The organism is Nocardia sp. NPDC004718 (assembly GCF_053601535.1).
The window spans coordinates 100,718-121,749 of sequence record NZ_JBSGCA010000008.1 but is presented as its reverse complement, the minus strand read 5'-3'; the positions used below and the strand labels follow the sequence as shown (position 1 = coordinate 121,749).

The 21,032-nt window shown below is 69.4% G+C and carries 17 protein-coding genes; 9 read left to right on the top strand and 8 right to left on the bottom strand.

The genetic code is table 11. From position 1 onward, the window contains the following. Positions 1–4 precede the first annotated feature (4 nt). The 3 genes from ACWEH3_RS08895 to ACWEH3_RS08885 are packed head-to-tail and all read right to left on the bottom strand — an operon-like array spanning position 5 to position 5,984. Positions 5–721, bottom strand: a complete 717-nt coding sequence (locus ACWEH3_RS08895; protein ID WP_450018108.1) for a cyclase family protein — start codon at positions 719–721, stop codon at positions 5–7. Further along, the gene (locus tag ACWEH3_RS08890) at positions 718–3,432 is read right to left on the bottom strand and encodes a protein kinase domain-containing protein (RefSeq protein WP_450018110.1); all 2,715 of its coding nucleotides are present in this window, start codon (positions 3,430–3,432) and stop codon (positions 718–720) included. The genes ACWEH3_RS08895 and ACWEH3_RS08890 overlap by 4 nt, the downstream gene beginning before the upstream one ends. Beyond that, positions 3,429–5,984: a serine/threonine-protein kinase gene (locus ACWEH3_RS08885; RefSeq protein WP_450018112.1), complete on the bottom strand. Its 2,556-nt coding sequence runs from the start codon at positions 5,982–5,984 to the stop codon at positions 3,429–3,431. The genes ACWEH3_RS08890 and ACWEH3_RS08885 overlap by 4 nt, the downstream gene beginning before the upstream one ends. 178 nt (positions 5,985–6,162) lie before the next feature. Here ACWEH3_RS08885 and ACWEH3_RS08880 point away from each other — a divergent pair, with 178 nt between their 5' ends. Beyond that, positions 6,163–7,656, top strand: a complete 1,494-nt coding sequence (locus ACWEH3_RS08880) for an amidase (RefSeq protein WP_450018114.1) — start codon at positions 6,163–6,165, stop codon at positions 7,654–7,656. Here the strand turns inward: ACWEH3_RS08880 and ACWEH3_RS08875 are convergent. The 3 genes from ACWEH3_RS08875 to ACWEH3_RS08865 form a co-directional block, all read right to left on the bottom strand. Continuing rightward, entirely contained in the window at positions 7,646–8,533 is an 888-nt protein-coding gene (locus ACWEH3_RS08875; RefSeq protein ID WP_039794639.1) for a LysR family transcriptional regulator, read from the bottom strand. The two genes, ACWEH3_RS08880 and ACWEH3_RS08875, sit on opposite strands and share 11 nt — an antisense overlap. A 415-nt stretch (positions 8,534–8,948) precedes the next feature. Beyond that, positions 8,949–9,782 carry an SDR family oxidoreductase gene (locus tag ACWEH3_RS08870; protein WP_450018117.1) on the bottom strand — a complete coding sequence of 278 codons (834 nt, stop codon included), beginning with the start codon at positions 9,780–9,782 and terminating at the stop codon, positions 8,949–8,951. Next, positions 9,779–11,383, bottom strand: coding sequence for an aldehyde dehydrogenase family protein (locus tag ACWEH3_RS08865; protein WP_450018119.1), 1,605 nt, complete (start codon positions 11,381–11,383; stop codon positions 9,779–9,781). Before ACWEH3_RS08865 ends, ACWEH3_RS08870 begins: the two co-directional genes overlap by 4 nt. 185 nt (positions 11,384–11,568) lie before the next feature. Between ACWEH3_RS08865 and ACWEH3_RS08860 the strand changes: the two genes are divergently transcribed. Beyond that, positions 11,569–12,882 (top strand): PucR family transcriptional regulator, encoded by a 1,314-nt coding sequence (locus tag ACWEH3_RS08860; RefSeq protein ID WP_450018121.1) that lies wholly within the window; start codon positions 11,569–11,571, stop codon positions 12,880–12,882. Between the two features lie 13 nt (positions 12,883–12,895). On the opposite strand, the gene ACWEH3_RS08855 is transcribed toward ACWEH3_RS08860, so the two are convergent. Further along, the gene (locus ACWEH3_RS08855) at positions 12,896–13,162 is read right to left on the bottom strand and encodes a DUF2277 domain-containing protein (RefSeq protein ID WP_067794607.1); all 267 of its coding nucleotides are present in this window, start codon (positions 13,160–13,162) and stop codon (positions 12,896–12,898) included. A 165-nt stretch (positions 13,163–13,327) separates the two neighbouring features. Here ACWEH3_RS08855 and ACWEH3_RS08850 point away from each other — a divergent pair, with 165 nt between their 5' ends. Further along, positions 13,328–14,161 (top strand): DUF1266 domain-containing protein, encoded by an 834-nt coding sequence (locus tag ACWEH3_RS08850; protein ID WP_355079160.1) that lies wholly within the window; start codon positions 13,328–13,330, stop codon positions 14,159–14,161. Here the strand turns inward: ACWEH3_RS08850 and ACWEH3_RS08845 are convergent. Next, on the bottom strand, positions 14,141–15,085 hold the full coding sequence (locus tag ACWEH3_RS08845; RefSeq protein ID WP_450018123.1) for a hypothetical protein: 945 nt from the start codon (positions 15,083–15,085) through the stop codon (positions 14,141–14,143). The two genes, ACWEH3_RS08850 and ACWEH3_RS08845, sit on opposite strands and share 21 nt — an antisense overlap. Positions 15,086–15,444: 359 nt before the next feature. On the opposite strand from ACWEH3_RS08845, the gene ftsH reads away from it, so the two are divergent. From ftsH to ACWEH3_RS08815, 6 genes are all read left to right on the top strand, one after another. After that, positions 15,445–17,823, top strand: a complete 2,379-nt coding sequence (ftsH, locus tag ACWEH3_RS08840) for an ATP-dependent zinc metalloprotease FtsH (protein ID WP_450018125.1) — start codon at positions 15,445–15,447, stop codon at positions 17,821–17,823. A 117-nt stretch (positions 17,824–17,940) separates the two neighbouring features. Further along, the gene (folE, locus tag ACWEH3_RS08835; protein WP_450018189.1) at positions 17,941–18,582 is read left to right on the top strand and encodes a GTP cyclohydrolase I FolE; all 642 of its coding nucleotides are present in this window, start codon (positions 17,941–17,943) and stop codon (positions 18,580–18,582) included. 71 nt (positions 18,583–18,653) lie between these two features. After that, positions 18,654–19,511, top strand: a complete 858-nt coding sequence (gene folP, locus ACWEH3_RS08830; RefSeq protein WP_450018191.1) for a dihydropteroate synthase — start codon at positions 18,654–18,656, stop codon at positions 19,509–19,511. After that, positions 19,508–19,945 carry a dihydroneopterin aldolase gene (gene folB, locus ACWEH3_RS08825; protein ID WP_450018127.1) on the top strand — a complete coding sequence of 146 codons (438 nt, stop codon included), beginning with the start codon at positions 19,508–19,510 and terminating at the stop codon, positions 19,943–19,945. The genes folP and folB overlap by 4 nt, the downstream gene beginning before the upstream one ends. Before the next feature lie 58 nt (positions 19,946–20,003). Further along, on the top strand, positions 20,004–20,540 hold the full coding sequence (folK, locus tag ACWEH3_RS08820; protein ID WP_450018129.1) for a 2-amino-4-hydroxy-6-hydroxymethyldihydropteridine diphosphokinase: 537 nt from the start codon (positions 20,004–20,006) through the stop codon (positions 20,538–20,540). Positions 20,541–20,542: 2 nt separating this feature from the next. Then, positions 20,543–21,013: a DUF3180 domain-containing protein gene (locus ACWEH3_RS08815; RefSeq protein ID WP_450018193.1), complete on the top strand. Its 471-nt coding sequence runs from the start codon at positions 20,543–20,545 to the stop codon at positions 21,011–21,013. Positions 21,014–21,032: the final 19 nt, after the last annotated feature.

Here is a 21,032-nt window from a genome sequence, read left to right as displayed (position 1 = left end):
GACGTCAGCCGGGCAGGATGCCGAAAATCGTTGCCGGTGAACCGGAACCGCCGCGATAGAGCGGTCCGCCCACCAGCACCCACGCCCCCGTTGCGGGCAGTGCCGCCAGGTTCGCCAAGCATTCCAAGCTGATCCGGTGCTCGCCGTAGAGCAGCTTCGACACCGCGTACGTCTCGTCGGCGCCCACGTCGGGGCCGAAGGTGTCGATGCCCAGCGCGCCGCGGCGGCCGAGCCTGCCGCCGCGCAGCAGCCATTCCACCGTCTGCACCGCGAAACCAGGTTGCCGACCGGCTGATTCGCCCGTGCCGACGAACTCCGGCGTGCCCCACTTGGCGTCCCACCCGGTCCAGGCGACGATCGCGGCGCCGTTCGGGATCCGGCCGTGTTCGGCCTCCCACCGCTTCAGATCGTCGACCGTGATCGCGTAGTCGCGATCGTTCGCGCAGCGCTGCCGAAGATCGATCTTCACCGCGGGCAGCAGCAGATCGTCGAGGTCGAGTTCGTCGGCGGCCAGTCCGTCCGCGCGGAAATGAATCGGCGCACCCCAATGGGTTCCGGTGTGTTCGCCCTGCTGGATATAGCGCAGGAGGTAGCCGTCGTTCGCGATCGTGGCCACGATGTCGGTGCGGAATTCCGGATCCTCCGGGTACAGCGGTGTGGTGACCGGATCGTGGACGTGCGACAGGTTCACCAGCCGTCCGAGCGGGCGGGGTGTGGTCATCGCGTCCGCTGGGGAATCGCCCTGGCCAGAGCGAGCAGATCCGCTTCCAAGAGCCGGAACAGTCGATAGGTCAGCACGAATGCCAGGATGCCACCCACGCTCAGCACACGCACCGGAACGATCACCAGCTCCAGGTCGTCGGCCTCGACGAAGGTCGCGCTCGCCACGCCGAGCAGCGGAACCGAGGCCGCCACACCGAGGTAGAAACTGCCGCGCCTGGCCAGCGCGCGGAGCTGGCGTTCGTCGTCGGGACCGATACCGCCGCGCACCAGCAGCTGTGGATAGATCGCGCGCACCGAGTAGACCATGATCGGAAAGAACGGATAGGCGAGCGCGATCGCCGCGCACACGATCTGTGCGGCGAAGAAGTGCAAAAAGGTGCCGCGCGGCAGGTCGACACCGGAGAAGGCCAGCCCGAGCGGCCAGATGATGCCCGCGACCAGCCAGAAGCCGAAGGGTATCCACACCGCCCAGTCACCCATCAGCAAGGTGTCGCGGCGTGCTTTCGCGAGCGTGCGCGCGGAGTAGCCGTCGCCACGGCCGAGGCGGTAGGAGATGGCGAGCGGCCGCCGGGTCATGAACAACAGCAGCAGCGCGGCGACCGGGAACGCGATGAGGTTGTTGATCAATCCGACCGCCGCGAACTTCTCCTGGTCCGCGGTCGACATCCGGTCGATGATCAGGGTCTGGTTCAGCTGGATGTTGTAAAAGCTGGCCAGCACGTTCGGCACGCCGACGCACAGCGCCGCGACGGGAAGCAGCCACCCGCGGGCACGGTGGGCGAGGCTGCCGGGCGGGGGATCGACCAGGTCGCGCGCTCGGGTGTCCAGGCAGAGGTCGAGTTGTCCCGCGAGCTCGGCGCCGCCGCGCCAGCGCCGCCGCGGGTCTTCGTGCAGACAGTCCAGCAGTACGCGGCGCAGCGTGGCCGGCGTGTCTTCCGGCAGGCGCGCGAGCGCCGCGGCCGAGACGCCGCCGCGGCGCTCCGTGAGCATCCGCGTGTACGTCTCGGTGCCGGGGTCGTTCTGCTCCAGTGGTGGATCGTCGAAAGGGGTTGCGCCCGTGAGCATCTCCCAGAGCAGCACACCGAGGGAGTAGACGTCGCTGGCGTCGCCGGGGGCGGGCGCGTCGGGGTCGAGGTAGCGGCTCAGCTGCTCCGGAGAGCGGTAGACCAGTGCGTCGGTCCCCCCGGGATCGTGCGGCGCGGTGCGCCCAGGTACCTCACCGAGGGCGAAGTCGGCCAGCTTGGGAATGCCCTCTGCGGTGAACAGCACGTTCGCCGGTTTGATGTCGTGGTGCAGCACGCCATGGTGTGCGGCGTAATCCAGCGCGTCGGCCAGCCGCCTGCCCACCCACGCCACTGTCTCCGGCCAGTTCAGCCGCGCGATCTCGGCGCGCACGCTCGAATCCGACGGCCGGATCTCGCCCTTGGCCTCCATGGCGGTGTCCACCGCGCGCAGCAGCAGGACGCCGCCGTCGGTCACGGGGCCGCGACGGCGTTGCTCGAGCAGGTCGACCGCCGTGCCGCCGGGGAGGTATTGCATGTAGACCAGACGCGGGAGGGTGGTCGTCCTGGACTCCGGTGCGAGGGCCGGTCGCGGGGGCGCGGACGCGATGTCGTCCGGAGGGGCCGCGATGGTCGCGTCCGGATCGCTCGATCGCTCGGTCACCGCGTATGGATGAGCCGGAACCGCGGCGGCGTCACGAGGTTCGGCCGATCGTCCGGAATCGGGAATCAGAGCACTGCGTGGGCGGACCGCAGCGGTCGTGTCGGACGCGCTGACCACGGTCTCGTCATCGATACCTGCTGGCGCGGTGGCTGTCGCATCACCCGTGACGGCCGGGGCGCGCCTCTCGGCGCCGTGCGTGCGCGGGTCGAGGACCGTTTCGTCGTCGCTGGGGTGGCTCGTCGTTCGGGTTGTCGGCGGCACGATGGTCTCGTCGTCGCCGGGGCGGCTCGTCCGGCTGGCCGGGACGGCCGCGGCGTCGAGGTCAAGGCGCGGCGCGGCGATGGCGGTGTTCGCCGCGGTGTGGCGGCCGTTCGCGGGACGACCCGCGACGGTCAGGGCCTGCGCGGCGTCGGCGCTGAGTACTCGCTGGTCGAAGACCCGCACGATGTGGGCGTGATCGAGCTGGGCCATCGTGTGCGCCGCGCCCGCCCGGCCCGCCGAGAACCGGACGGCGACCAGCCGTTGCATGGAACGCTGCCTGGCCAGGAAGACCCGGCCGAGCAGCCCCGCGCCCAGGTCGGTGAGCAGATCGAAGTCATCGATCCGCAGGCCCGGCGCGAGATCGGCGAGCGCGGCGACGGCTTCGCTCGAGTCGGCGTCCGGGTGGGCGTCGTCGGTGGCGAGATCGGCGAGGTGTTCGCGGACCGCGCCGGCGAGGTCCGGGTATTCGGCGAGGAAGTCCTCCAGCGGCAGCGGTCCGCGTCCGCGACGCGCCAGAAATTCCTCGCACAGCAGATCGACCAACTCGGGGCTGGTCTCCACATCGGGGAATTCCTCGCGATAGTCGGCGATCCGTTTGCCGAGCCCTTCGCGCTCCCAGCGTCGCCGCAGATCCACCCGGATCAGATCGACGAGTACCCCGAGGCGCACTTGCGTGCCGTCGGGTACGTAGTCGCGGATCTGTGGCGGCAAGCGATCACCATGGAGACTGCGCTGCCAGTCGGCGGAGAAACGGGCGACGGCATCGGTGCGGGGCAAACTCACGTGTCGGTCTCCACGGCGGTCGCGGGCGCGGTCGGTCGGGCGGATCGGCCCTCGGCGGCCCCCGATTCGGCGGATTCCGGATCGACCACCCGCTCCAGCGCCCGTAGGTCCGCTTCCAGCGCACGGAACAGCAGATAGGTGCCCACGAACGCGATTATGCCGCCCACACACAGCAACCGAACCGCGACGATGACCGAGGGGATGTCGGACGGGGGCAGGAAGGTCACCCCGGTGACCGCGAGCAGCGGCACCGAGGCGGCCACCGCGAGGTAACCGTTGCAGCGCCGGTCCAGGCCGCGCAACCAGACCGCGTCCTCAGGGCTGATGTCCCCGTGCCGGAGGAACAGGGGATAGACGCACCGCACCAGGTAGAACGTCAGCAGGAAGAAGGGATAGGCGAGCGCGATCGCGCCGCACACCACCAACGAGGAGAAGAAGTGCACCACGGCCTGTGCCGATATATCTCCCGTCGACACCTGTAGCGCGATCGGGAAGATCAGTCCCGCCAGCACCCACAGCGAGAAAGCCACGGCCACGGCCCGATCGCCCATCAGCAACGCGTCGCGTCTGGCACGCCGCAGGGTTTCCGGATCGTATCTTCGTCCTTTGCGTAGACCGCGCGTCACCGTCAGCACGTATCTCGCCATATACAGCACGAGCGCGATGCCGACCGGGAAGAAGATCGCGTTCACGACGCCGGTGATGACGAGGAAAGTCTGCTGGGCCTCCTCGGTCATCCGGCTGATGATCAGGTGCTGGTTGTGCTGAATGTTGTACAGCGAGGCGAGCACGTTCGGCAGCGCCATCGCCACCAGCGCCACCGGCACGATGTACGGGCGCAGCCGCAGCCGCCAGCTGTTCGGCGCGGGGTCGACCAATTCTCGCGCGCGTTCGTCCAGGCACATCTCCAACTGCCTGGCCAGGATCGCGCCGCTGGACCACCGGTCGGCCCGCTCGGGGGCGAGGCAGGTCAAAAGGATGCGGCGCAACGCGGCGGGGCAGTCGGCCGGAACCTGCTGCAGCGCGGCCTCGTTCACGCCGCTGCTGCGCCGCTCCAGCATGGCCTCCAGCGTGGTGTCGTCGCCTTGGTCACCCGCCCCCGCCGTGCGGTCGTCGAACGGCTTCGCACCGGTGAGCAGCTCCCACAGCACCACGCCGAGCGAATAGATGTCGGCGCGGGTATCCAGGTCGGCGGCACTGCGGCCGAAACCGGGATGGCAGGCCTCCAATTGTTCCGGTGACATGTAGGCCAGTGATCCGCCGAAGTAGGCCACCGGGCTGGTGCCCTCCACGTTGCGGCTGAAGCTGATGTTGAAGTCGGCGAGTTTCGGCACGCCCTCGGCGGTGAGCAGGACATTGGCCGGTTTGACGTCGCGGTGCAGCACGCCGTGCGAGGAGGCGTAGTCCAGCGCCTCGGCCAGCCTGCGGCCCAGCCACGCCACCGTCTCCGGCCAGCTCAGCGCCGCGATCTCGGCGCGCACGCTGGAGTCGGTCGGCCGGATCTCGCCCTTCTCCTCCATGGCCGCGTCCACGGCGTCCAGCAGAAGCCTGCCGCTGCGCTCCTCGGGTGGTGTCGCGCGCACCCAGCGCAGCACGCCGAGCAGCGTGCCTCCGGGCAGGAACTGCATGTAGAGCAGCCGCAGCCGGCGCGCGGCGCCCTCGGCGTCGTCCAGCAGCCGCTGGTCGAAGACCCGCACGATGTAGTCGTGGTCGAGCTGGGCCAGTGTCTGCGGTTCGGTGCCGTGATCGCTGGAGATCTTCACCGCGACCAGCCGCTGCAGCGAGCGCTGCCGCGCGAGGAAGACCCGGGCGAACGCACCGCTGCCCAGACCGGTCAGCAGATCGAAGTCGTCGATCCGCTGACCGATCTCGATCCGGTCGAGCGGGTCGGAGCGGCCCGGCCCGGTCCCGATCGTCGTGGGCACGGCGGTGGCCGTACCCGTCAGATCGGCGGCGGTCGTTCTGGTCACCTCGGAATCACGAACAGACCCCGCGGTTTGGTTCAATACGGTGTCGGCGAGAACGGAGTCGCTGTGCGCGACCGCGGTCAAGACGGAATCCTCCGGGGTCGCGCGGCGGGTGCTCTGGTCGATCTCGTCGGCGTTCAGCAACTCGCGCAGTTGCTCCGCCTGCCGCGGATATTCGCGCAGGCATTCGCGCGGATCGACCCGCTCGCCGCTCTGGCGGCGGATGACGAACTCCTCGTACACCAAGCCGGCGGGAATATCGTCGGAAGCGAGTTCGGGGAATTCGGCGCAGTAATCGGTCAAGCGCATGCGCGCGGCCGTTTCCGGCGCGGTGCCCGCGCCTTTACCGCGGCCGAGCAGCCAGCGATGACGCAGGTCGACGCGGATCAGCTCCAGCAATGCCTCGCGACGCAAGGTACTGGCGTCCGGCAGATATTCGGCGATCGCCGGTGGGCGCCGGGTGGATTCCCACTCCGCAGTGAACGCGGCCACCGCCTCGGATTCGGCACGTGACACGTCGCCACTCCTCGGCCGGGTCGAAATACCCGTGTCGGGGTCGGACCTTCTCTCAGAGTTCGCACTCATGCTCGGACCTAGTGGCTCGGCGGACGCCGCGGAATCCGCACCGGTTGTTGTCCGATGTGCCGAAAATTTCCGCCACACCCGACACCATCATCCCCCGTGCCGTATTCGAAATGATAACTTGCGGCTCGACAGTGGATCACCCGATTTCGACAACGACGCGACGGGGGATGACCAGCACATGTCCGACGAGGCCGCAATCATGGCGGACGGCTCGATCTCAGCGGGAAACGCCGCTCCGCACACCGCCGTTCCGAACCCGAAGACCGGCGAGCCGATGCCCGCCCGATTGCTGGGAGCCGTCGCAGACGCGCGGCCCGACGGCGCTCCGGAAGCCGAGACCGCCCTCGAACGCGGCCCGGCCGCGACGATCGCGGCGTGCGTGCGAGACGGCCTGCTGCACCCCGGGCAAGTGGCCGCGGATGCCGGGACGCGGATCGCGGCGGCGGACCGGAAACGCCATGCCTTCAGCGTCCTGCGCGCCGAACAGGCGACGGCCGAGTCGGTCGGCCTGATGGAACGCGACGACCTCGACGTGCTGCCCCTGGCCGGTGTCCCCGTCGTCGTCGAGCACGGCGTTCCCCTCGCGGGCGAGCCGGTGCCGTGGGGGCCGGTAGCCGCCGCGGATCACCCCGTGGTGGCCAGGCTGCGCGCCGCGGGAGCGGTGGTCATTGGCCTTGTCGCGGCTCCCGAGCCGAGTCGGTGGGTGACCAGCGCGGGCACCGAGCGTGTCATCCGCAATCCGTGGAACCCCACGCGCTACGCGGGTAGCGCGGCCGGAGCCGCGATCGCGGCCGGACTGGTTCCGGTGGCGCACGGCTGCGACGGCTTGGGGGAGGTGCGGGTCGCGGCCGCGTGCTGTGGAATCTTCGGGATCAAGCCGGGGCAGTACACGGTCCCCGCTGCGGGCCCGTGGTCGAGCCTGGTCGAGAACGGTGTCCTCGCGACAAGCGTGGACGACGCCGCGCTGGCGTTGTCGGTCCTGGCGGCGCGACCGGACCTAGCCGAGGTGGATCCACCCGGCCGACTACGTATCGGACTGGCGGTGGATCCACCTTCTCGCCTGCTGCGCGTCGACCGCCGCTGGACCGCCGCGGCGCGCAGGGCGGCCTCGGTGGCCGCGGCGGCAGGCCATTCGGTGGAACCGACCGCCCTACCGTACGGAAACGCCCTGCTCGTGGCCTCGCTACGCTGGCTCGCCCTCGGTGCCCGCGAGGCCCCCGCGCTACTCCAGCCCGGCCGACTATCGCGGAGAGCCCGGCACCGCCTGGCTCTGGGCCGGACGGTGCATCGGTTACGGCTCGCTCGTCCCGCCCAGATCGACCGGGTGGAGGCGCGACTACTGGAGTTCTTCGAGCGTTACGACGTGGTGATCACTCCCACCCTCGCCGCCCCGCCGCCGACGGCGCGGGCCTGGCACTTCCGCAATCGTCCTGCCACTCTGCTCACCGGCGCGCGGTTGGCACCCTTCACTCCGCTGTGGAATCTGGTCGGCTGGCCCGCCGCCTCCGTTCCCATGGGCATGCATCCCTGGTCGGGTACGCCGGTGGCCGCTCAGCTCGCGGGACCACCGGGCAGCGAATCCACCCTGCTACGGCTGGCAGCGCAATTGGAGACCCTCCGTCCGTGGCAGCGCACCGCCCCCGAGACCCCGCCGGGCCGGTTCAGACGCTGACCGGCGACTGCTGCGCCGCGAACCCGCCCTCGACGGCCCGTCCGGCGAACTCCAGGATGGTCGGCCGGTTGTCGTCGGCCCGCCAGGCCACGGCGAGCTCGCACGGCGCGAGCCCCGACACGGGACGCGCGGTCAGCCCGGGCCAGCGGTACATCGGCACGTTGTTCTCGGCGAGCAGGCACACGCCGAGGCCGAGGCTCACGGCTTCCAGCTTGTCCTCCGCGGTCGCGGCTTCGGCGCCGATCTTCGGCGGACGGCCGCCGCGTCCGTCGTTGCCGAGCCAGAAATCGCGCACCGCACCGGCTTCGGTAGGCAGTGCGACGAACGGTTCGTCGAGCAGATCGGCGAATTCGATGGTCTCCGAGATCGCCAGCGGGTGGTTCTCCGGAAGCAGCACCCAGCGCGGTTCGGTGCGCAGCACCTGCCACCGGTAGCGGCTCTGGTCCGGCAACGGCAGCCAGACCAGAGCGAGATCGGCCTGCCGACCCGCCAGGCCGCTGGAGGGATCGGTCCAGGAGGCCGCGTGCAGTGCGAGACGATGTCCGCTCGCGCTCTCCAGATCACTGAGCAGACCGCGGCCGAGCGTGGATTGGATGCCGACGCGCAACACCTCGCCCGCCTCCTGCAGCGAGACGTTGGTGACCTCCCACAACTCCAGGATCTTGCGTGCGCCTTCGAGCAGTTCCTTGCCCGCGACGGTCAACGCGACACTGCGCTGGTTGCGGTCGAACAGGACCACGTCGAGCTGACGTTCCAGCTGCCGGATCTGACGCGACAGGGTGGGTTGAGCGATGTGCAGCCGCTGAGCGGCGTTCGTGAAATGCAGTTCCTCAGCGACGGCGACGAAATACCGCAGGTCGCGCAAATGCGGGTCCATAGCCCCTTGCTATCAGAATCGGTCCGGAATTTCCAGCCTTATCAGGCCGAAAAGTTCGGATACTGGTGCCGAAACAGTCGGCAGGTTTGTTAGGGACAGCATATTGCCTGCGATGGTGCTGCGCACCAGGTGGTTGGCGAATTTTCGGCATGCCGTGGCGGTTTACCGTCGGGTTCTTCGATTTGGGCACTTGACCAGCATGAATCGGGAGTCTTTGTGGCGGATTATGGACACCTTTGTGGCCGTCGAGTATCGGCTGAGGATTTGCCGCTGGCCCGCTCCGCGATGTCGGCGAGTGCGCGCGTGATTTTCCTCACAATACCGTCGGTGTGTGGCGCTCCCGATGTGCCCGAACACGACGGGGCGCCGCGGCCGAGACGAATCCCGGCCGCGGCGCCCCTGCTTCGCGCCGCGCTCACGCGCCGCGAGCGCGCTCCTCGTAGGCCTTGCGCTTCTCGCCGTCGACGTCGTCGAGGAAGGCGTGGCCGGATCCGAGCGCGCGGCCGATGCTGTCACCGAGCGATTCCGGCAGCAGGCCGACGAACTGTGCGATGAACCCGGCCACCGCGGTCACCCTGACCTTCGACTTCGGCGCGACGATCAGCTTCGCGATGGCGTCGGCGATCTCCTCCGGCTCGGCGGCCCGCATCAGCTTGGGCGCGGTGACGCCGGACCCGAGCTCGGTGTTGGTCAGCGTGGGCAGTACCGAGGAGAAGCGCACGCCGGTGCCGCGGTACTCCTCCCGCAGCGTGTCGGTGAAGCCGAGCACCGCGTGCTTGCTGGCGTTGTAGGTGGCCAGGCCGGGGATATGGGTCTCCCCGGCCAGTGAGGCGATGTTGATGATGTGCCCGCCGCCGCGCGGCAGCATCCGGCGCAGCGCCAGCTTGGAGCCCAGGATCACGCCGTAGACGTTGATGTCCAGGATCCGGCGGGTCAGCGGGTCCGGCTCGTCCACCAGCTTGCCGGTCGGCATGATGCCCGCGTTGTTGATCAGCACATCGATTGGGCCGAGGGTGCGCTCCACCTCGTCGAGGAAGCCGTCGAACGATTCTTGATCGGTCACGTCGAGCTTGCCGTAGAGCTCGAAACCGCGTGCTGTGCCCGACTCCTTGACCGTGGTCTCGTCGATATCGCCGATCGCGATCTGCGCGCCGAGAGCCTGCAGCGCGGTCGCGGTGGCGAGTCCGATGCCGCGTGCCCCACCGGTGATCACCACGACCTTGGCGCGGATCTGCTTCGCTTCGGTCACTTGTCGTCCCCTTTGAGCTTCAGCAGTGCCGGAAGGTCGAGGCGGCGCAGCCCGCGGGCGCCTGCCGCGCGCATGGCGCCGAGCGCGAACAGCAGCTTCGGCATCGAGTACGGGTACCAGAACAGTTCCTTCTGCTGCGTCGGCAGGATCGGCGTGGTGATCGCCTGCTGGCGGCAGTACTTGCGCACGCCGTTCGCGCCGCCCCAGCGGGCGCCGACGCCGGACAGCCCCCAGCCGCCCATGGGCAGGGCGTAGTTGAACAGGTTGGCGAAGACGTCGTTGATGTTGACCGCGCCCGCGTTCAGCTGCCGTGCGATCCGTTCGCCGCGCTCTTTGTCGCCGGTCCACACCGAGGCCGACAGGCCGTACACCGAGTCGTTGGCCAGCCGGATCGCCTCGGACTCGTCGGCCACCTTCATCACCGGCAGCGTCGGGCCGAAGGTCTCCTCGGTGACACAGGCCATGGTGTGGTCGACATCGACCAGCACGGTCGGCTCGAACGCGGTGCCGAATCCGGCCCGCTTGCCCCCGGTGAGCACCTTGGCGCCCGCCGCGACGGCCTCGTCGACGTGGCGCTGCACGATGGCCGCCTGGTTCTCGTTGGCCAGCGCTCCCACGTCGTATTTCGACTCGCGCCCGTCCAAGCCTTGGCGTAGCGCCTGCACATTGGCGGTGAGTTTGGCGACGAACTCGTCGTACACCGGCGCTTCGACGTACACCCGCTCCACGGAGATGCAGACCTGGCCGGAGTTGAACATGCCACCGAAGGCGATGCCGTGCGCGGCGCGATCCAGGTCGGCGTCGGCCAGGACGATCGCGGGATCCTTGCCGCCGAGTTCCAGGCTGTAGGGCACCATCCGTTCCACGCACGCTGCGGCGATCTTGCGGCCGGTCGCGGTGGAACCGGTGAACTGGATGTAGTCGGCGTTGCCCACCACGGCCGCTCCGGTCGCGCCCGCGCCGGTGACCACCGCGAAGATCGGCGGCGCGCCGATCTCCGCCCAGCCTTTCGCCAGTTCGATCGCGGAGAGCGGGGTCACCTCGGAGGGCTTGAGGATGACGGCCGCTCCGGCCGCGAGCGCGGGAAACACGTCCATCACCGGCATGGCGAGCGGGAAGTTCCACGGCGTGATGACGCCGACCACGGGATAGGGCCGGTAGACCGTGGTCAAGCGCTTGACGCGGGCCAGCGGGCTGTGCGGTGACGGGTGGTCGTCGGCGAGGAACCTGGCCGCGCGGCGGGCGTAGTAGCCGATCAGATCGGTCGCGAAACCCGGATCGATCAGTGCGTCCACCCGGGGCTTGGCGGTCTCCGACTGCAGCACGGCGGCAAGGCGGTCGGTGTTATCGATCAACCAGTCCTGGAACTTCAGCAGCCAGACCTTGCGCCCTTCGGGGCCGATCGCCTCCCACTCCGGCTGGTACAGCCGCAGTTCGCGGACCTTGGCCGCGACCGCGTCCGCGGTCTCGTCCGGCACCGTGCCGACGACCTCGCCCGTGCCGGGATTGCGCACTTCGATGACGGCGGGACCGTCCTTCTTCGCGGTCGTTTCGCGTGCCCGCGCCTTCTCGGTCGCGGGCGCTGGTTCGGTGTTGGTCACTGCTGTTCTCCCACTGACGTCGTGTTGAACCGCGGTCTGCTGACTGCTGTGAGGCAGGCCACTGAACTATGATCGTGACACAATCCGAACAGACTTTCTTGGCCCAGATTGTCAAGGAAAACGGGTGATTTTGTGTCTATGAAACAAACAATGGTTCGGTATCCGCCGAGCCGAAGGAGAGGGCGATGACCGCTGTGCCTTCGCCGGGCGCCGCGGCCGGGCCGAGCCCCGCTCCCGACGAAGTGCGCGACTGGCTCGCGGAGTACGTCTACGAGACGACGCGCGCCGAAGCGCTCGAACGCATCGTCACCCGGCTCGACGACGTGATCATCGCGCGCATCCCCGAACTCGCCGATCGCGATATGCGCCGCGACCTCGCGGCCAGCACCAGGGCGCACGCCAGGATCGTGCTCAGCCGCCTGGCCAGCGACACCTTCGAGTTCTCACTCCCGGAGGAGGCGCACGCGTTCGCGCGCAGCGTGGCCAGGCGTGGTTTCGAGCTGCGGTTGCTGCTGCGGGTCTATCACGTGGGCATGGAGGCGGTGCTGGATTACATGACCGAGGTCGTCGAGCAGCGGCGGGCCACGCCGGAACTCGAACGCGTGGTGCTGCTGCGGCTGTTCGAACGGGTCACCAAGTGGATCAGCACGTCGGTCGAGTTGCTCACCGACACCTACATGGAGGAGCGCGAGCAGGTACTGCGCGCTGCCTTCAACCGGCGCGCCGAGACCGTCCGCGCCCTGCTGGACGGCGAGCACGTGGACGTCGATCAGGCCTCGGTGCGGCTGGGTTACCGGCTCTCCCAGCGGCACCTGGCCTTCGTGTTATGGACCGACGAGCCGACCGGAGAACCCGCCGGTGCGGAGGCGGAGTCGACCGGACTGCTGGATCGGGTAGCGGCGCGGCTGGCCGCGGCACTGGGCAGCGCGCGGGTGCTCACCGTTCCCTCCGGCGCCAGCGCGATGTGGGCGTGGGCCGGATCGGACGACGGGGAACACGGCGCCGAACTCGCGGTGCCTGGCGAAGTGGAGCGGTTGGCCGCGGCGCAGGTCGAGGCGCCGGTACGGGTGGCGTTCGGTGTGCCCGCCGCCGGAATCGCCGGTTTCCGTCGCAGTCATCGCGAGGCGGTCGCCGCGCGGCAGGTTGCCGAGCGCGCACCCGTGGGCGGGAGGCGCGTCACCGGGTATCGAACGGTGGAGATCGCCTATCTGGCCGGCGCGGACGAAGCGGCCATGCGAGGACTGGTCGAGCGGGAACTGGGCGCGCTGGCGGCGCGCGACGGGAACGCCGCACGGCTGCGCGAGACGCTGCACGCCTATCTGCGCAGCCAACGCAGCCCGGAGGCCACCGCGAAGGTGCTCGGCGTCCACAAGAACACGGTCCGCTACCGCGTGCAGCGGATCGAACAGCTGTTGGGATATCCGATCGAAGAGCGCGGGCTGCCGCTGGAGATCGCGCTGGTGTGCGTCGCCGTCTACGGCGCCGACGCACTGCCCTGAACCGGCCGCCTGTCTACTCTCCCGCCGCGGCCTCCCGTGCGGCGATCCGGCGCAGCGGCGGTTCGGTGGTCGGGGCCACCCTGCGGTCGGGTAACTCGGCGAGCAAGGTGGTGGTCGCGTTTGCGATGGCCGCGACGGCCTTGTCGACGGCCGGTTTGGTGGTCGAGCTCAGGCCGGACACGCCACCGACCTTGCGCACGTACTGCAGTGCGGCGGCATAGATTTCCTGCTCGGTTGCGGCAGGCTCCAGACCACGCAGGACGGTGATGTTTCTACACATGCGAGCACACTAGCCCCAGATCACGACATGCGTCAGTGCAAGAACCAACCGAGTCCGAAATCGATTCGCCCGGCGGACCCGCCCGCGGTCCGGCGTCGCGACCGACAGAGGCGGCCATCCGCGAATCCCGCGCGTACCCCGCGCGGGATGGGGAACAATCGGGGCATGTCTTCGCGCGGCGTACCCACCTTGACGACCTTTCCGTACGCGGAACTGGACGAGCGGGAGGAAGACCACTGGTCCGGCGCCGCGGTATCCGACGACGAACTGCGGGCGCTGGCCCTCGGCGCCTTCTACTCCGCGCGCTGGGACGCCTTCCACGACGCGCTGCTGCTCGGCCCGGAACGCGCGCATCCGCTCGGTGACCGGCGTGAACTGGCCATCGACACGCTCACCGGCGCGTGGGGCATCACCGACGGCACCGAGGCGCAGGCGTCGATGGAGCAGTTGCTCGACGGCATGCACGCCCCGCTCTACGCGCTGGTGCACCCGCTGGTGACGGCCTCGATCAACGCCAGTGAGCGCGATCGTTTCGGTGAGCGCGCCGACCGGCACCGGGCGTTCCTGCGGCAGGTCGGAGCGTTCCGGGGGATGGACAATCCCGAGGCGCTGGTCCGCGACTACGACATCTGGTCGCAGGCGATCAAGATCGGATTCACCGACCATCTTGCCCGGCCGCTGCCGGGTGACATCCACGCCTGGGATCTGGCCAGGGTCGTCGCGGTGGCCAGGATGGCCTACACGGCCGGGTACCTCGACGCCGACGTGGCCTGGAGCTATCTGGCGCGCGCCCTGCCGCTGGCCCAGAGCAAGTACCGCAACTGGCGCCAGTTCGGCGACGCCTACCTCACCGGCTGGACCTATTGGCAGGCTTGCGAGGACCTGGCCGAGCTGAAGAACGGCGGCGTCGACCGCCGCAAGGAGCTGCTGCGGCTGTGGCTGCGTCCGACCAGCCCGTGGCGGCGGATCGCGCTGAACTCAGCTCCCGTCGGGGAGTGAACGCAGGATCCCGCGGCCGTAGCGCTGGAACTGCGCGTCGTCGACCATGCCGAGGGAGTGTCGCTCGACCAGCAGCTCCCACTCCGAATACAACTGCGCCACACCGGGATCCGCGGGTCCCGCGGCGCCGTCGGCGGACTCCCGGCGTACCGCGAAGTTCACCGCGCAGATGACCCGCTCGGTGTCGGCGCGGTCGGCGCCCGCGAATTGCAGCGTGCGGCTGCCGTCGTGCACCTCGGCGCCGGTCGCGCCGCGCCCGGGGCCGATCTCGCCGCGCCCCGCGGTGGGGGTATCGGTCACGCGCGCCCATACGACCACGGGAATCGGGAGTTCGTACGCGTACCGGCTGTCGCCGATCGCGATGAACAGCAGCCGCGTCGTCGTGGCGGCGAGCAGGCCGGAGCCGCTACCCGCCGGAGGGTGCGCGACCGCGACGGCGGTCTCCAGGACGTACTCGTCCGGCGTCACGTAACGATGCAGAGCCGCTATCGCTTGCTTCGCCTCACGGCGCGGCGACATCCTGCGCGTCGCCCGTTCCACGTCCGCGCGGGTGGGGCCGCCACGTCCCCAGGTAGGAGTGGGCGGGCGCAGGTCCGGCGCCGCCACGTCGATGCGCTGGGTGGCCAGGATGTGCGCGTTGATGCGGTCGACGATCTCGGTGGCCGCGGGAACGTCGTGCTCGGCGATGATCACCGGAAGGGGCGTGCGGTCCGCGGGGACGCCGGTGAGCACGGGCGTCGGGTAGCGCAGATAGATCTCGATCACCACCGCGTCGTCCGCGCGCCGATTCAGCCGGACCTTCAGCAGGTCGGAGACCGGGACATCGAGCACGCGCTCGCCGTCGGATCCGGGTCGCAAGACGATCAACCTGCCGCGGCCGTGACGCAGTATCGCTGTGGGTGTTCGTAACTCGACTATGTCCATACCCCCTGCGCTCGTGTCTGGTCTGCGGCGCTCCCGGGGCCTTTCGTGGTGTGCGAGCCACCGCCTACGTGCCCGTCGCTCGCGCCGCGATGTTGTGTCGTCGCTCACGATAGGCCGAACATGCCATGATTGTTGCCACTTGGAGGAAGCCGAACCGGAGACATCGGGAACCACCGTCGATCCCCGGTCGTTTACCTCTTTAACTGCACCTGCAGCCGAACTGCGCGATGTATCGAGTAGACCGTACGCGGTAACGTGGCTTGTCCGCATCCGAACCCTGCGGAACCGGACGCGCCAGACGCATCGCTAGGCAAGAACCGGAGACACCGGAAAGGACTGGCCGCCCCGGCCGACGCTCTATGAACCGCAAGACAGTGTTTCGCACCCTGGCCATAGTCTCGGGCATCTTGCTCGTGATCTATGCGTTCAGCTACTTCGGCAACGACACGCGGGGCTGGAAGAGCGTCGATACATCGGTTGCCCTGAGCCAGCTCGAGAACAAGAGCAACGTCCAGAACGTCCAGATCGATGATCGTGAGCAGCAGCTACGCATCGAGCTGAAGGACGGCAACGACGCCACCGGCGGACAGAACAAGATCATCGCGAAGTATCCGGGCGGTAGCGAGACCTCCGCCCAGGTCTTCTCGGCCGTGAAGAACTCCGGCGCCCCGTACAACACCGTGGTCAAGCAGGAGAGCTGGTTCACCCAGATCCTGCTGTTCGTGCTGCCGATGGTCATCCTGCTCGGCCTGTTCATCTTCGTGATGGCCCGCATGCAGGGCGGCGGCCGCGGCGGCATGATGGGCTTCGGCAAGTCGAAGGCCAAGCAGCTGTCCAAGGACATGCCCAAGACCACGTTCGCCGACGTGGCCGGAGCCGACGAGGCGGTCGAGGAACTCTACGAGATCAAGGACTTCCTGCAGAACCCGGTCCGCTACCAGGCCCTCGGCGCCAAGATCCCCAAGGGCGTCCTGCTCTACGGTCCGCCCGGCACCGGTAAGACCCTGCTGGCCCGTGCCGTCGCGGGCGAGGCAGGCGTGCCGTTCTTCACCATCTCCGGTTCGGACTTCGTGGAGATGTTCGTCGGCGTCGGCGCCTCCCGCGTGCGCGACCTGTTCGAGCAGGCCAAGCAGAACAGCCCCTGCATCATCTTCGTCGACGAGATCGACGCGGTCGGCCGCCAGCGCGGCGCGGGCCTCGGCGGCGGTCACGACGAGCGCGAGCAGACCCTCAACCAGCTGCTGGTGGAGATGGACGGCTTCGGCGACCGCACCGGCATCATCCTGATCGCCGCCACCAACCGCCCCGACATCCTCGACCCTGCGCTGCTGCGTCCCGGCCGCTTCGATCGGCAGATCCCGGTCGGCAATCCGGACCTCGCCGGTCGCCGCGCCATCCTGCGCGTGCACTCGCAGGGCAAGCCGATCTCCCCGGATGCCGATCTGGACGGCCTGGCCAAGCGCACCGTCGGCATGTCCGGCGCGGACCTCGCCAACGTCATCAACGAGGCCGCGCTGCTCACCGCCCGCGAGAACGGCGCGATGATCACCGGCGAATCGCTGGAGGAGTCGGTCGACCGGGTGATCGGCGGCCCGCGCCGCAAGAGCCGGATCATCAGCGAGCACGAGAAGAAGATCACCGCTTATCACGAGGGCGGCCATACCTTGGCCGCCTGGGCGATGCCGGACATCGAGCCGGTCTACAAGGTCACCATCCTGGCGCGCGGTCGCACCGGCGGCCACGCCATGACGGTGCCCGAGGACGACAAGGGCCTGATGACCCGCTCGGAGATGATCGCCCGCCTGGTCATGGCGATGGGCGGCCGCGCGGCCGAGGAACTGGTGTTCCACGAGCCGACCACCGGCGCGTCCTCCGATATCGACCAGGCCACCAAGATCGCCAGGGCGATGGTCACCGAGTACGGCATGAGCGCCCGGCTCGGCGCGGTCCGTTACGGCCAGGAGCAGGGCGACCCGTTCCTCGGCCGCTCGATGGGCATGGGTTCGGAGTACTCGCACGAGGTGGCGGGCGCGATCGACGTGGAGGTGCGCAACCTGATCGAGGCCGCGCACACCGAGGCGTGGGCGATCCTGAACGAGTACCGCGACGTCCTCGACGACCTGGCCACCGCGCTGTTGGAGCGGGAGACGCTGCACCGCAAGGATCTCGAGCAGATCCTCGCCTCCGTGCAGAAGCGCCCGCGGATCACCGCGTTCAACGATTTCGGCGAGCGCGTCCCCTCGGACAAGCCGCCGGTGAAGACCCCGGGCGAGCTGGCCGCCGAGCGCGGCGAGTCGTGGCCGCCGGAGCCGGTGGTGAAGCCGGTGGCCGCGTCCGCGCAGCGCGAGCCGCAGCCCGCCAACGGGTATCCGCCGCACGAGAGCGGTTACGGCGCTCCGCCGCAGTATCCCCGCCCGTCCGCGCCCGGCTACCCGCTGCCGCAGGCGCCCGCTCCGGCCTATCCGCGCCAGGGCACGCACGGTTCGCGGCCGGACTACGGTGCTCCGGCGGGCTGGTCCGCTCCCGGCTGGCCGCCGCGCGACGAGCCGCAGCAGGGGCAGCCCGGCTGGGGCGACCCGCAGCAGCCGCGGCACGGTTACCAGCCGTGGGGTCCGCAGGGTTCGCCCGAAGGCGGCTACGACGGGTACGGCGACCACGGCGGTTACGACGAGCCGCGCCGGACGAATCCGAACGGCGAGGGCGACGGTGATTGGGATGGACCGAACGGTCGTCACTGACCTGTGACGATTAGGCTCGACCATCTGGGGTGCCGAGAGATTGCCGGCGCCCGGGGAGTTTGGAGGTGTCCTCGATTGTCGGCCAACGAGCATGGCGGTGGTCACACCCTCGCCGAAGTGGACAGTGCGGAGCACAACGGCATCGACATCGGCCTGCCGGAGCCGGGCCTCGTGGCACTGGAAACGGGCAGGTCGTTCGATCAGGCGCGAGCCGAAGCGGCGGTACGGGAGTTGCTGATCGCCGTCGGCGAGGACCCCGACCGGCCCGGCCTGCTCGATACGCCCGCCCGGGTCGCGCGGGCCTACCGCGAGACGTTCGCCGGGCTCTACGTGGAACCGGATTCGGTGCTCAACACCACATTCGACGAGGGCCATCAGGAACTCGTGCTGGTCAGGGACATTCCGATGTACTCGACCTGTGAGCACCACTTGGTGTCCTTCCACGGTGTCGCCCATGTCGGGTACATCCCCGGTCCGCACGGCCGGGTCACCGGCCTGTCCAAACTCGCCCGCCTGGTCGACCTGTACGCCAAGCGCCCGCAGGTGCAGGAGCGGCTGACCAGCCAGATCGCCGACGCGATGATGCGCAAGCTGGACCCGAGGGGCGCGATCGTCGTGGTCGAGGCCGAGCACCTCTGCATGGCGATGCGCGGCATCCGCAAGCCGGGCGCGAGCACGACCACCTCCGCGGTGCGTGGACTGCTGCAGTCCAACGCCGCCTCGCGCGCCGAGGCGCTCGATCTGATCCTGCGGAAGTGAGCGGGCCCGCGGTGCCCGAACCGAGGCGCTTCGAGAGCCTCGGCGCCCGCGACGGGCGCTCCTGTGTGGTGATGGGTGTGGTGAACGTCACCAGTGATTCGTTCTCCGACGGCGGGCGATACCTCGATCCCGAGCTGGCCATCGCGCACGGCGTTCGGCTGCACGCCGCGGGCGCGGACGTCATCGACGTCGGCGGCGAGTCGACCAGGCCGGGTGCGGTCCGCGTCGACGCGGCTACCGAGACCGCACGGGTGACACCGGTCATCCGCGGACTGGTCGCGGAGGGCGTGCCGACCAGCGTGGACACCATGCGCGCCGCCGTCGCCGAAGCCGCGATCGAAGCCGGGGTGTCGGTGGTGAACGACGTCTCCGGCGGCCGCGCCGATGCCGACATGGTGCGTGTGGTCGCCTCCGCGCGGGTCCCGTGGATCCTCATGCACTGGCGGGCGGGCGCCGACTACCGGCACACCGGGCCGGCGGACCACTACGACGACGTGGTCGCGGAGGTGCTCGCCGAGTTGACCGCGCAGGTGGACTCGGCCGTCGCCGCGGGCGTGGAGCCGTCCCGGCTGATTCTCGACCCCGGCTTGGGCTTCGCGAAGAACGCCGAACACAACTGGGCTCTGCTCGGCGCGCTGCCGGAATTGGTCGCGAACGGGCTCCCGGTCCTGATCGGGGCGTCTCGCAAGCGTTTTCTCGGCTCCCTGCTCGCCGACGAGGCGGGGCCGCGTCCACCGGACGGCAGGGAGACGGCCACCGCGACCATCTCGGCGCTGGCCGCGGTGCACGGCGCGTGGGGTGTGCGGGTGCACGACGTGCGCGCCTCGCTGGACGCCATCACGGTCACCGACGCGTGGCAGAATGCCGCACGGCAGCGCGCCGAACAGCACGACACCGCCCGATCCAGTGCGCAAGGAGCTCGACGATGAGCCGGTCCCCGATTCACGCCGAAGATGAGTCACCGCCGGGTGATTCGGCGATCCGGCGCGGCGCCGACCGCATCGAGTTGCGCGGCCTGCGCGCCTACGGGCACCACGGCGTGTTCGAGCACGAGCGCCGCGACGGCCAGGAGTTCCTGGTCGACCTGACGGTATGGGTGGACTTCGACGTGGCGGCGGCGTCCGACGACCTGGCGGCCACCGTGGACTACGGCGCGCTGGCCGAACGCGCGGTGCGCATCGTCCAGGGACCGCCGCGCAATCTCATCGAGACGGTGGTCTCGGAGATCGCCGACGACGTGATGACCGATCCGCGGGTCCGGTCGGTCGAGGTGGTGTTGCACAAGCCGTCCGCGCCGATCCCGCACACGTTCGCCGATGTGCGGGTGATCACCTCCCGTCACCGGGGGGAGCCCGCCGGATGAGCGAGCGGAACTGCGGCGCGGTGTTTTTCACCGTGCCGGGCGCCGCGGAGGTGCGCCGATGACCCGTGCCGTGCTGTCCATCGGCTCGAATCTGGGTGATCGGCTCGCGCATCTGCGTAGCGTCCTGGACGGGTTCGGCCATCGCGTGCTGGCGGTCTCCGCCGTGTATTCCACCGCGCCCTGGGGTGGCGTCCCGCAAGGCGACTATCTCAATGCCGCTGTGCTGGTAGAGGATCCGGCCTTCGGCTGCGCCGACTGGCTGCTTCGCGGGCAGGAGCTGGAGCAGGCCTCGGGACGAGTGCGTGAAGTGCGCTGGGGCGCACGCACACTCGACGTGGACGTGGTGTGGTGCGCCGAACTGCGCGGCGGTGTGCCGGTCGCGTGCCGTAGCGCCGACCCGGATCTCATCCTGCCGCACCCGCAGGCGCATCGGCGCGCCTTCGTGCTGGCGCCGTGGCTGGACGTGATGCCGGACGCGGTGCTCGAGGTCGACGGCGTGCCGCACGCTGTCGCGGATCTGCTGGCCGGGCTCGATCCGGACGAACGCGCCGGGGTGCGTCGCACCGAGTTCTCGCTGACGGGCGCGCCGTCGTGAAACTGAAGCCGACTCGCATACTCGACCTCGTGGCGAACGTGCTGATCGCCGCGATCGTCGCGTGGATCGCCACCCGGGTGGCCTATGACAGCTTCCCGCCGATCTCGATCTTCGCGGGCGCCTCGCTGTATCCGGTGGCCGCGATCGAAGCGGTGCTCGCTTTCGTCATCCGGGCGCGGGTCAACGACCACCAGATCGGCGATGGACGTCACCAGTTGCATCCGATCACGGCGGCCCGCGCCGTCGCGTTGGCCAAGGCGTCGGCGCAGGTCGGTTCGATCGCCGCGGGTATCTGGCTCGGATTCCTGTGCTGGGTCTTCCCGCAGCGCGGCACCTTGCGCGCGGCCGCGGCCGACAGCCCCGGCGCGATCGTCGGGATGCTGGCGGGCTTCGCTTTGGTTGCTGCGGCCCTCTGGCTGGAGTACTGCTGCCGGGCGCCGGAGGATCCCACCGACGATGCGGCAACTACATAGCTAGTTTCACGAACTTAAT